Below are 11059 nucleotides of genomic sequence, written 5' to 3'. Positions count from 1 at the left end.
TGACGGTTTCCTCCGGGAACGAGCGCAACGCGCCGGAGCAATGGGCGATACCCCAATTCCAAAGTTTAATGGGAATCGGTTCCACATTGTCCGCAATCATATCCGCCGTGCGCTCATAGCCATCTAAAAAATGATGGTTGTTGTGTTGGAGTACCGGCGAGAGCAGCGGGAATAGAAGCAGGCAGGGAATCACGCCCAGGAGAATCGCTCCCGTCTTGACCATGGCGTAGGCGGCGTAGACCTCCGGCGATGTGCCGATGCCCGCCGCCTTGAGGATGTTCGCCATGCGGCTCCTTTTGTACTCATCCATGGGGATGCGTTTCGAGAGCCTGACCGCAAGCGACATGAGCCACGCCTCCATGGTTTTGGCGGCCTTTTTGTCCCCCCTGCCCGCGCCGAGCATGGCTCTGGCCGCGCCGAGGGTGGGCAGCTTCAGTACATCGGACAGGATAAAGAACATCCCCGCGGCCAGCAGAATTGCGAATAAAAACAGTAATGTCGTCATATTTCGCTACCTCCTGTACTCGATGGGCCTGGTCAGCCGGATGACGAAGGCGGTGGAGATAAAGATGGCCGCCGCGCACACCGCCAGGATGATCTGCCCCACGGCGGTGTGCATCAGCGTTTCATACCATGACTTGTTCAGAAAATACATCACGGGGATGTTGCCCACCACCAGAATCACCATGATGATGAATTCCTTGCGCGGCTCAAACACCAGGTACTCCAGTTCGTCGTTGACAATCCGCGTGTCCGAGAGCTTGCCGACAATGGGGGTCAGGGTGGTTTTGAGGCCGCGGTCGTACTGGCAGGCGGCGATGGCGTCGCACCACTCCCGGAACACCTCGTTTTCGATTCTTGTCTTCATGGCTTTGAGCGCCGCGTCCACATTGGGGTTGACGAGCTTGATTTGCGTGAGAAATTGGGCGAACACGCCGCGCACCGGCGGATTCAGGTAGTGAATGTTTTCCTCCACCGCCGTCAGGATGTCTTCATTGCGCAGATAGGCCGTGGTGATGATGCTCAGAGCCGTTTCCAGCTCCGCCGCGATATTCTTTTTATAGTGGCCGGCGGTCAGCCGCACATACCAAAAGGGCAGGAACATCAGGCCCAGCGCCAGGGCGGGAATGAGGAACACATTCCGCAGCAGGATGGCGATACTTGCGCCGACAGCGAACAGCAACAGCGAAGACGCGCAGACCATCGTGAAGCGGCTGCTTCGCCCGGTCAGCGTCAGGATGTCCTGGGCCTCCAGGATTCCCCGGCGCAAAAAAGACGGTTTCTTGCGCTGGGTGGCCTCGTTGATTTCGTCCCGAATGCCTTGGGGACGCCGGGTCAGAAAGCCGAACAGACCGTCGGTGAACTCAGAGAAAGAGATTTCGAGCAAAATAAAGGCGCCGGCAATCAGGCCGACGCAGGCGATCAGTTGAAGCGTAATCATCTGTCCGGCCCTCCTTTCGTGATTTGCGCCAGCACTTCCTGGGGCATGCCGTTTTCCAAAAATCGCTTTTGCAGGCTTGATGAGATGCCCCGCACCTGCCGGTGCCGTCCGTTAATGATGAATTTGTCGCCCTCCACGCGGTTTTCCGCAATCTGAAACTGGAACAGGGTGCGGTAGTTTCGCATACCGTCAGGCAGGATTTCGCATTCCATGATCTCCATCATCTTGCGCTGCTTGTTCTCCAACTGCTTTGTGAATACCACAATCGGAAACGCCTCGGTGACAAGAGCCATGAGGGTATCGTCCGCCATGTCGTATTTGCGCTTGCACAGGGTGACCATCCTGCGCCAGGTGGACTCGCAGGAGTTGGAGTGGATGGTGGTCAGCACGGTGTGGCCGGTTCTGGCCGCCTCCTGGGCGGCGTAGGCTTCCGCCGAGCGCATCTCGCCGACGCAGATGACTTCGGGATTAAAGCGCAGCGCCATGTCCAGCAGCATGTCCTGGTCGATGTTCTGCTTCTCATTTTCACTGCTGCGGATCCTCTTTTTTAAGACTTTGCGGATTGACAATGCGGATGGAGGCGCAAACACCCACGTCCTCGTCCACCAGGGGCGTTTTCAGCACGGCGATGCGGATGTTTTTGCTTAGATGCCCCAAAATGGCGGGGCTGGCGTTGTCCAGCACCATGCCCGACACATGGAGCATCCTCCTGATCACGTTGACGGCGTGTTCTGGTGACTCGAAGCGTTCCTCCAGCTTGACCGTGGAGCCGCCGCCGTACTGGACTTCGATGTCGTTCCAGGCGTTCACGTCGATTTCCTCAATGCCCGTGCCGAAGATGTATTTGGTGAGGAAGGAAAACTCGGCCATCTCGGTGTAGAGGGCGTCCACAAGCTGCCGGCCGGTCATGCCGTCCACGGCGATGCGGTAATCCTGAATATATTTGGCGATGTACCGCTTGACCTGCGTTTTGACCTCGTCCCTGCCGCCGTCGATGATGAGAGTGGAATACTTCGAAGAGATGTACTCCTGCACCTCCCGCAAAACCGCCCCAAAGTCCCTGGAGCTGTCATCGGGCGCGAAAAACAGACGGTGGCTGTCCGTCATATTGGCGGAACGGAGGGGGTAAGGCGCTTTCATCGCAGGCACTTCCCCGTTTTTAATCCGCGGATTGTCGGCGCTTTTTTGTCTGGTCTTTTTGTTTCTCATACGCCGAACACCTCCTGGCTGATTTTCCCGATCTCCCTGCGGAAGCCCCGGCTGTCCCCCAGCGCCAGATCCCGGAACAGATCCCCGGCCAACGCCTGGCTCTCCAGTTCATCGGAGTGAGGTATTTTGAACGCCACATCGCCCAGCACCTGCTCGATATGCTCGCTGGCCTGATGGGGCTTCAGGTTGCTGGCCACCTTGCACTGCTTGTCGGCGTCCCATTTGTTGTCCTTTAAAAGCGGGAGCTGGGAGGACAGGTAGCTGATGGATTTCAGGTCGCAGTTCACCAGCCGCAGCACCGAGTCGGCTTCCATAAGCGCCACCGCGGACAGGATGTCATTGGCGATATGGCTCCCGCAGTCAATGATGACATGGGGCGCGATATCCCGCAGATGGTCGATCAGTTCCGCCGCCAGTTCCGGGGTATAGGGCGGATAGGTGAATACATTCTCTCCCTTGAGCATCCCGATCAGAAGCAGATGGCGATATCGTTTGTGGGTGACGCAGTTCTGCTTGATGAGGGTGTCCGTGATATGGGTGGCCGCCAAAATGCTGCCCAGGGACTTCTCGCATTCCAGGTCGGAGGGCGGACAGACGCAGGGCAGCATGGGAGCGGTCATGTTAAATGCTTCCTGTGAGATTTTATCCGGTTTTATATTCCTCTGTTTCATCCACATGGAGGAAACCCTGGACCGCGGCTTCAACAATTACCGAAACCACAAGGGATACGGGCGTATCTCCTTTCCATAAAAACCCGTCCCGTATCGTATAGTTTTCCGGAAGTTTTGTCTTGGCAGGCCGGGAGTAAGAGGCTTGGCCGGTGTCCTGGGATATTGCGCTTTTTTCATCGCCCATGAGCATCATCTCCATAAATCAATATTCAGGTATGGACTTGCTTTGCTTATCCCATCTGCATTCCGGAGTTCTGCTCCGGCGCTTCAAAAGGGGCCTGCGACTCTCCTTTTCGTTGGCCCATGTTCAGCGCCTGCCGGTATGCGTCGATAACCGCGTCATTGAGCTGCCGCCTGAATTCCTTGGTGATCGGGAAGCAGATGCCCTTGTATTCGCCGTTTCCAACCTTGTAGCTGGGCATGGCCGCGAACAGTCCCTTGCTGCTGTCCATGATTTTGACGTTGCGGATGGCGAAGCAGCCGTTGAGGTTGACGGAGGCGATGGCCCGCACGCTGCCTTCAGGCCGGATGGAGCCGATCTTCACATCCACCTTCATGGGCAGGGGCTGCGCCGCGCTTTCAGAAAGGGCGGCCTGGGTGTTTTCCGTTTTCTTCATAATCTTTTCCTCCTGTTCTACTTTTTTGTTGACAATATAAGCACTGCAAGCTATGCTAGAGGCGATAACAAACTGAAGCTGAATTAATGGAGGGATGCCGTCCGGCCGGGGCAGCAATCTGCACCGACTGGAAAAGAAAGTTTGAACAGATGCAGATGAATTACGCCTGTTTTCCATAGGCGTGTTTTGTCTTGTCTGTTCATCCTTTCCGGCGGTATCCCTTTTCGTTTTTTAGGGATGCCGTTTATAAGCGGCATCCCTTTTTCAGTTTGTTATCAAATAATTTTTGAGAGGCAGGTTGTTATGTTTAATCTAAACGACTTGATAAAAGCCGACCGTTGCCCCGCTCCGTATGAACCGGGCGAGGAGCTTTGGAATGCCCCGCACATATCAAAAAAGATGCTGGAAGCCCATCTGTCACCAGATACCAACGCCGCAAGCTACAAACCGGAAAAAATACGAGCGATCTGTGAATATCTGCCGCAGGCAATGCAGTTGAAAAAAGGCGGTTCCATTGTGGACCTGGGGTGTGGGCCAGGACTTTACTGCTCACTGCTTGCGCGTAAAGGTTTCATTACAACCGGTATCGACAGGTCCGAAAACTCAATCCGGTACGCAAAAGATCACAATCAGGGTAAAAAAGCAAACTTCATTCAGGCAAGTTATTTACGCCCATTTGGATTCGAGCAATTCGACGCCGCGATACTGATTTCTCAGGATTACGGCGTGCTAAGCCCTGAAAACCGAAAGGTGCTGCTCAAGAACATCTACAATGCCCTGAAACCAAAGGGCTGTTTTGCCTTTGATGTTTCGAGCCTAACCGCTTTTGAGAATCGAAGGAAAAGCGCCGCTCCGAAGTGGTATGCATCTGATTCGGGGTTCTGGAGACCGCATACGCATTTCGTGCTGGAAAAGAGTTTTTTCTACCCGGACTTTCCCGCGCTATGCGATCTCATAGCCGTTTTTGATTCGGAGATAAAGATCTATCGCATCTATCAGTCTTTCTTTTCACCGGAAGCAATACGGACAGAACTTGAGGACAGCGGTTTCAAAGTGAAAAACATTTTATCGAACCTTTACGGGGAAAAATACATTGCTGATTCACCTGTAATCGGCGTCATCTGCACAAAAGCCTAAGATGTTATTTTTAAATCGAGTGCCAAAAACAGCCGCCCGGCTGCCAGGGCGCGTTAGAGATACATGCTTTGCGTATGCTCCTGCTCGGGAGGCTGGAAGGCGATCTCCCGGAAGCTGAAGCGGTCGACATAGTGGAAGGAACTGCCGTTTTGGTCGTACAGCTCGATGACGTCCGACATGGAGAGGCTATGGCCCTGATAGCCGGGTGGATGGTCGAGGTTGAATTTTTCATAGATAGCATCAAGATTGTTGGTTTCCAGCTGCCCGTCATATACCACCCGATAGTTTTCCGGATTCGGCTCTCCGAAGCGTTCCAGCAGTTCGTCGTAGCCGATGAATTTCATCATCACGTCCACATCGGGTCTTAGCTGATGGATGCGGAAGGCTTTCAGGAGGGACGCGTTGCCCTCCGGGTCGAGCCGGCCGCCGGCCAGCCGGTCGAACACGCCGTTCGTCCACTGGATTTCCAGACCCTGCTTTTCGGTGAGGTAATCCTTCAATTCCTCGCAGTGGAACATGGGATCGACGATCGCCCTGCCGTTTTCAATGTATCCCGCGGTGTTACCGTAGAAGCGGATGCGGTTGTTTTTGATGCTGATGCCATTCATTTCAGATCCCTCCCTTCATCAACATGCCGCTCGCCCTATTCGAAGTAATAGGTCACCGAATAGGTGATGTTGGACTTGTTGTACATGCAGTCATGGTTGGTATAGTAGTAAAACTCCAACTGTGAGTACACACCTGGGGGCAGCATCCGGCTGAAGGTGATGCCGTTGGTGGTGGTTTGGTAATCGAGTTGATTCCACTGGCCGGTATTCACGTTGTACCCGCGCACCCGGCCGTAGTCGCTGCCGGAATGACCGGAAACTAAGGCCGCCCAGCTCCTGGATGACTGGGACAATGTCAACGGCTGTGTCGGTGTGGGCGTATTCCGGCAGGGTGAACTCCACCGTCGGCACGGGATATACCTGGGTGGAGGCGTCGTAGGCAAAGCTACGCCCCAACTCGTCGGTGATGGTTGCCGTGAGGCAATAATTTCCCTGGTCCACGAACCGGATGGAGCCGCCGCCATTTGAAAGCGCGCCCTTGATGCATTCGGCCCATTCCGCAGGGTTGCCGTTTTGGGTCAAGCTCCATGCGATCCGCAGCTCTCCCAGCTCCGCCAGGGTCGTTTGCACTTCCACGGTCTGGTCGGTATGGGCGGCCGCGGGCAGGCTGATCTCCGCCCGGGGAATGGGATAGACCGTTGTGTCCGCGGTGTAGCTAAAGCTGCGCCCCAGTTCGTCGGTAATGGTTGCCGTGAGGCGATAGTTTCCTTTGTCCGCGAACCGGATGGAGCCGCCCTGGTTGGTGAGAGTCCCGTCCACATATTCATCCCAATCAGCCGCCGCGCCGTTTCTGGCCACCGACCAGGCTATATCGAGGCTGCCCAGCTCCGTTGCGGCTACCGCCACCTCAATGGTCTGGTCGGTGTGGGCGGTTGCGGGCAGGCTAACCTCTGCCTGGGGAATGGGATAGATCGTGATGTCCGCAGTATACTCGAAGGTGCGCCCCAGGGCGCAGGTGACGGCTGCTTTCAGGACATAGCCGCCTTTTTTGGTGAAGGCGATGGTGCCGCCCTCATCTGTAAGGGTGCCGCCGGCATAATCGGTATAGGGAGCGGCAGCGCCGCCGTCCGCCGAGATGCTCCAGACCACGTTAGAATTGTTCAGATGACTTTTGCTGACAGTGACGGAGACGGCCTCTCCCGCGTAGGCAAGCCGCGGCAAGATGAGCTGCATTTCCGGTATGGGATACACGGTGACCGAGTTGCTGTGGGAGAAGGTTCGGCCCAGGGCGTCGGTCATGGCGGCGGTCAGCACGTAGTCGCCCTGCTCGATGAAGCGGATTTTCCCGCCCTGGGCGTTGAGTGCGCCTTCCACATAGGTTTCGAGGGATGCCGCCGCGCCGTCTTTGGTGACGCTCCATTCCGTCGGCAAAACGGCGATGTTGCCGGTGGTTCGGAGGTCAACGGTTCGGTCGGTGTAGGCTGCCTCCGGCAAGTCGAAGCGGATGGTCAGCACAGGATGCACCTCGATTTTGTAACCGGGTTCGAATAAAAATACCCGTCCGGTGGCGTCCGTTGTTCGCGCCGCCAGTTCGTAAACACCGGCGTGTTTGAAGCGTATGATGCCGCCGTCATTGTCCAGCTTGCCGTCAATATAGGTGCCCCAATCCTGAAACCCGTAGATGTTGTCCACCAGCCACTCTACGCTTAAGCCGTCCATCTCTTTGGCGGTGGCTGCGACAGGTATGGCGGTGTCGGTGTGGGCCGTGGCCGGCAGACTGAATGCCAGCTCCGACACGGGATAGACATTTACCAGCGAGGTGTAGCCATAGGTTCTGCCTGCCGGGTCGGTAAAGGCGGCGGCCAGGACATATTCTCCTTTTTCCTTGAAGCGGACGCTGCCGCCGTTGTTGTTCAATGTTCCCTCAACGTAGTCGTCAAGGGCGACCGGCGCGCCGTTTCTGGACAGTGTCCAGACCGCCGTTGCGGTGTCTATGTTGGCAAAGCTGGCTTCCACAGCCACAGTCTGGTCGGTGTGGGTTATTTCCGGCAGATAGAAACCGGCTGCGCCAACGGGATATACCGTGGTTGCCGCCGTGCTTACAAACTCTCTTCCGGTGGCGTCGACAACCTTGGCGGTTAAGGTGTACACGCCTTTCTCCGTGAAGCGGAGGGAGCCACCACTGTTTGACAGCTCGCCCTCCACATAGGCAGGGATGGAAACCGCCTCTCCGTTTCTGCTCAGGCTCCAATCGGCGGTCAGTCCGTCTATTTCCGTCAGGTTGGTGGCCAGGTCAATGACGGTGTCGGTGTGGGCCGTGGCCGGCAGTTCAAAGGCCATGCTCACCACCGGATAGACCGCGATGGCCTGGCTGTGGGTGAAGCTCCTGCCGGTGGCATCGGTAATCATGGCGGTGATTATATAGTTACCCTTTTCTTTAAAGCTGATGGTGCCGCCGCTGTTATCAAAACTACCGTCAATGACGGTATCCCATACCGCGGCCTCGCCGTCCTTGGCCGCCGACCACAGGATGTCAAGGCCGCCAGGCCCGGCGGCGGTGGCGACGGTGACCGTTTTATCCGTGTGAGTGTATTCCGGCAGTTCAAAACCCGCGTCTATCAATGGATAGACCGTGATGCTTCCGGCACAGGTGGTTTCTCTGTTGCCGTAGTTGACGGCGGTGGCGGTCAGGATGTAGCTGCCGCTTTCTTTGAAGACAATGGTGCCGCCTTCGCTGCCCAGGGAACCGTCCACCGCTTCTCCAAGGTCAACGGGCAGCGGCCCGCAGATCAAAGGCCACCTGCGCCCTGGGGTAGCTGGCGGAACCGCCGTCCGAACTGCCGGGGGAATGTTCCTCTTCCTCCGGCTTTTCGGCTTCTTTTTTGATTCTTTCCAGTGCCTCGTCCTGGCGCACAAGCAACGCGAAAGCTTCAGCTCTTGTGGTTCTGCCCTCCGGTCGGATGGTGTTGTCGGGATAACCTTTGACCAGATCGTACTGAATTGCCAGGACGACATATCCCTTGTCAGAGCCTTGGACGGTATTGTCGTCCGCAAAACCGGTATGGCCCGCGGGCAGTTTCGCCTGTTCGCCCTGGCCGATTGCCCTTACCAGCATGCGGATGATTTCCACGCGGGTGATCGGTTCATCGGGCCGCAGGCTGCCGTCATAATCCGCCGGATCGAGGATGCCCTTGTCTGCCAGCGCCTCGATGTTTCGCTCCGACCAATGACCGGCAATGTCGTTAAAGGCGGGCGGTTCTCTCTCTGCCGTTGTCGTGTCCAGCGCCAGATTCCTGGCCAGCAGGGCGGCGAATTCGCCTCTCGTGATGGTGGCGTCCGGCCTGACCGTTCCGTCAGGGTAGCCCTTGATCATGCCCTTGCCCGCCAGTTCGGTGATGATCTGTTCCGCCCAATGTCCTTTGATGTCGGGGAACAGGGCCGCCGCGGAGTATGCGCTGCCGCAAAGCAGCAGGGACAGAACCAGAACCAGAACCAGGACTAGGACGCAGATTTTCCTGCCTTTCTGTTTCATGGGGCTTTCATTCCTTTCCGTTGTTTTTATGGATATGCAAAGAGCCGGGAGTCGCGCTGCCGCGCCGCCCCCGACTCCGTTCCATACCGGCAATATTCTTATCTTCTTTACAGTTTAATGTTCATGCCGCCCCGGTCCTGGGCTTTGCGGAACGCCTCGATGGTTTCCGGGGAGGGATGGATGACTACTCCTTCCACCATCTCAAACACGCAAAAGTCTTCCCGGTCGCAGATCATCACTTTATGCTGGTAATCCTTTTGCATCTCGATGTAGTCCTTAACTTCTTTTTCGCTGCAGAGCGGCACGCCCGCGGCATATCTGCCGTCCGGCAGGAAGCTGTAGCCGCTGTACTTCGGCGCATGCTGCCGCAGGTGGAGAGCGCCGCTGGGCCGGATTTGCGAAAGGTGCAGTTTGGCGGAGTCGGGCAGCAACTCCGGCTTGAGGACGCCGAGGACATCGCCACGGTTCCAGCGCACCCGCTCGCCGTCGGCCAGGGAAACCGTGAAGATGGAGCGGCCAATGGGGTTGGGGTTGCTGCCGTTGCCTCCCTGGCAAAAGTACAACTGATGTTCACTATCCTGATACTTCTGCGGCAAGGCGGACGGCTTCAAGGCTATGACTCTGCCCGCGATGGACATGGCATAACCGGTTTGGACGCAGTCCTCCTGGGTGAACAGGTTTTTGTCCGTCATGTAAAAACCTCCTACTCCTTGGTGTTTTCTTCAAGAAGCGCGATGAGCCGCCCCGCAAGGGAGATGAGGGTTTGCTTTTCCATGGTCTTGACGGCGGAGAACACATAGGCTTCCACCGCCTGCGGGGACTTGTCGCCCACCTTGATGAGGTCTACCTTTTTGGCGGTGACAACGCCCTTTTGGATGCCCAGCTTGATAATGTCGCCGTGCTGCATCTCAGCCGCCGCGCGTAATTCTTTCGGGATCAGGACGCGGCCTTTGTCGTCCAGCACCTTGTAAATGCCTTTACCGGCCATCAAAAACACCTCCGCTTCTCATAACCTCCCGAACGGTGTCGGGATGGATGCCCAGGTCTACAAACAACTCCCGCAGGTCGTCGGGCAGGCTGTCCAGCAGGTCGGCCTCCAAAATAATCACCGCTCCCTTGGCGCAGACAATTTCCAGATCGCTGTCCACGGGAATTCCCGCCGCCTCCAGCAGTTCATGGGGCAGGGCGAGTTCCGCGTCCTCGTCGTCCTGGAGGGCGGCAATGCCGTCGGGGGTCAGGACAAATTCCTTGAAGGTGTTGCGGCTGGAGTCGTCGGAACCGCTGATGTAGGCAAGCTTCACCGTGTCGCCGGGGACCAGCCCCATGTCCCGCAAAAGCTGGGCGGGGACGATGAGGAAAACGGGCCTTCCAAAATCGCTTTGGAAGGCCCGCAAATCCGCATGATTACTGGGCAAAACAGCCCTGCATCTAAATTGATCACACATTATGGCGGAGGCGGTGGGATTCGAACCCATGGGCCGGCTTTAAAGCCGACCGAACGATTTCGAGTCGTTTCCGTTATGACCACTTCGGTACGCCTCCGTGTAGTAAAGTATATGATCTTCCTCTAAAAGCCACTCGGAAAAATGACAGACCTTTAGAGCAGACATAACAAATATTAAGTTGTTCCTGTTCCACAGAAATACCCATTTTACAAGGGCACTGAAAAAGCCACTATTTTATAAAGCAGCGGCTTTTTCAGCGCATGTATATTCCTTTATAAATCAATCTGAATATCAAAATAGTATTGAAAATAAAATAAGCGGCAACATTATACCGCTTTTAGTTCGTTTAATTTCACGATTCTTTTTACATTCACCACAAAGGCCGTGAAGTAGGTTTGTAATCGCATAGCGACAAGGCCCACGGTATCAGCTCTATCAAGACCGTGTGCCACTTTCATT

The 11059-nt window shown here is 56.0% G+C and carries 10 protein-coding genes, 1 tRNA gene and 3 pseudogenes; 1 reads left to right on the top strand and 13 read right to left on the bottom strand.

Features of this window, described 5'->3' with window-relative positions; translation table 11 throughout:
• Positions 1-148: 148 nt before the first annotated feature.
• The 6 genes and pseudogenes from L9W92_RS14395 to L9W92_RS14370 form a co-directional block, all read right to left on the bottom strand.
• Positions 149-505: pseudogene (locus L9W92_RS14395) on the bottom strand (secretion protein F); the annotation flags it as partial.
• Positions 506-511: 6 nt separating this feature from the next.
• Entirely contained in the window at positions 512-1441 is a 930-nt protein-coding gene (locus L9W92_RS14390) for a type II secretion system F family protein (RefSeq protein WP_240084441.1), read from the bottom strand.
• Positions 1438-2581, bottom strand: a pseudogene (locus L9W92_RS14385) (ATPase, T2SS/T4P/T4SS family). The gene L9W92_RS14390 and the pseudogene L9W92_RS14385 overlap by 4 nt, the downstream one beginning before the upstream one ends.
• Before the next feature lie 65 nt (positions 2582-2646).
• On the bottom strand, positions 2647-3321 hold the full coding sequence (locus L9W92_RS14380; protein ID WP_240084440.1) for a CpaE/TadZ family protein: 675 nt from the start codon (positions 3319-3321) through the stop codon (positions 2647-2649).
• On the bottom strand, positions 3293-3505 hold the full coding sequence (locus L9W92_RS14375; protein WP_240084439.1) for a hypothetical protein: 213 nt from the start codon (positions 3503-3505) through the stop codon (positions 3293-3295). Before L9W92_RS14375 ends, L9W92_RS14380 begins: the two co-directional genes overlap by 29 nt.
• A gap of 46 nt (positions 3506-3551) precedes the next feature.
• Positions 3552-3938, bottom strand: a complete 387-nt coding sequence (locus tag L9W92_RS14370) for a SpoVG family protein (protein WP_240084462.1) — start codon at positions 3936-3938, stop codon at positions 3552-3554.
• A gap of 303 nt (positions 3939-4241) precedes the next feature.
• On the opposite strand from L9W92_RS14370, the gene L9W92_RS14365 reads away from it, so the two are divergent.
• Positions 4242-5075, top strand: coding sequence for a class I SAM-dependent methyltransferase (locus L9W92_RS14365; protein WP_240084438.1), 834 nt, complete (start codon positions 4242-4244; stop codon positions 5073-5075).
• Between the two features lie 53 nt (positions 5076-5128).
• Here the strand turns inward: L9W92_RS14365 and L9W92_RS14360 are convergent, their stop codons facing one another.
• The 7 genes and pseudogenes from L9W92_RS14360 to L9W92_RS14330 all read right to left on the bottom strand — a co-directional run bounded on the left by L9W92_RS14360 (position 5129) and on the right by L9W92_RS14330 (position 10697).
• Positions 5129-5683, bottom strand: coding sequence for a YodL domain-containing protein (locus tag L9W92_RS14360; RefSeq protein ID WP_240084437.1), 555 nt, complete (start codon positions 5681-5683; stop codon positions 5129-5131).
• Between the two features lie 35 nt (positions 5684-5718).
• A pseudogene (locus tag L9W92_RS19545) lies at positions 5719-5943 on the bottom strand (hypothetical protein); the annotation flags it as partial.
• Positions 5944-8390: 2447 nt separating this feature from the next.
• Complete coding sequence (locus L9W92_RS19540) at positions 8391-9248, bottom strand: S-layer homology domain-containing protein (protein WP_240084435.1); 858 nt, start codon at positions 9246-9248, stop codon at positions 8391-8393.
• 14 nt (positions 9249-9262) lie between these two features.
• Positions 9263-9847, bottom strand: a complete 585-nt coding sequence (locus tag L9W92_RS14345) for a hypothetical protein (RefSeq protein ID WP_240084434.1) — start codon at positions 9845-9847, stop codon at positions 9263-9265.
• Positions 9848-9858: 11 nt separating this feature from the next.
• On the bottom strand, positions 9859-10143 hold the full coding sequence (locus L9W92_RS14340; protein ID WP_240084433.1) for a division/cell wall cluster transcriptional repressor MraZ: 285 nt from the start codon (positions 10141-10143) through the stop codon (positions 9859-9861).
• The gene (locus L9W92_RS14335) at positions 10133-10600 is read right to left on the bottom strand and encodes a hypothetical protein (RefSeq protein WP_240084432.1); all 468 of its coding nucleotides are present in this window, start codon (positions 10598-10600) and stop codon (positions 10133-10135) included. The genes L9W92_RS14340 and L9W92_RS14335 overlap by 11 nt, the downstream gene beginning before the upstream one ends.
• Positions 10601-10602: 2 nt before the next feature.
• Positions 10603-10697 (bottom strand) — tRNA-Ser (locus tag L9W92_RS14330).
• Positions 10698-11059: the final 362 nt, after the last annotated feature.

Origin of the sequence: Pelotomaculum terephthalicicum JT, from assembly GCF_022410535.1 — a bacterium.
Lineage (GTDB): Bacteria > Bacillota > Desulfotomaculia > Desulfotomaculales > Pelotomaculaceae > Pelotomaculum_D > Pelotomaculum_D terephthalicicum.
The sequence above is the reverse complement of the archived record's forward strand: the minus strand, read 5'-3'. Positions and strand labels throughout refer to the sequence as shown.

Bases quoted from the DNA above. Each gene is read 5' to 3' on its own strand.
- L9W92_RS14380 (WP_240084440.1), bottom strand. From the start codon at position 3,321: ATGAAACAGAGGAATATAAAACCGGATAAAATCTCACAGGAAGCATTT.
- L9W92_RS14335 (WP_240084432.1), bottom strand. From the start codon at position 10,600: ATGTGTGATCAATTTAGATGCAGGGCTGTTTTGCCCAGTAATCATGCG.
- L9W92_RS14390 (WP_240084441.1), bottom strand. From the start codon at position 1,441: ATGATTACGCTTCAACTGATCGCCTGCGTCGGCCTGATTGCCGGCGCC.
- L9W92_RS14345 (WP_240084434.1), bottom strand. From the start codon at position 9,847: ATGACGGACAAAAACCTGTTCACCCAGGAGGACTGCGTCCAAACCGGT.
- L9W92_RS14365 (WP_240084438.1), top strand. From the start codon at position 4,242: ATGTTTAATCTAAACGACTTGATAAAAGCCGACCGTTGCCCCGCTCCG.
- L9W92_RS14370 (WP_240084462.1), bottom strand. From the start codon at position 3,938: ATGAAGAAAACGGAAAACACCCAGGCCGCCCTTTCTGAAAGCGCGGCG.
- L9W92_RS14340 (WP_240084433.1), bottom strand. From the start codon at position 10,143: ATGGCCGGTAAAGGCATTTACAAGGTGCTGGACGACAAAGGCCGCGTC.
- L9W92_RS14360 (WP_240084437.1), bottom strand. From the start codon at position 5,683: ATGAATGGCATCAGCATCAAAAACAACCGCATCCGCTTCTACGGTAAC.
- L9W92_RS14375 (WP_240084439.1), bottom strand. From the start codon at position 3,505: ATGGGCGATGAAAAAAGCGCAATATCCCAGGACACCGGCCAAGCCTCT.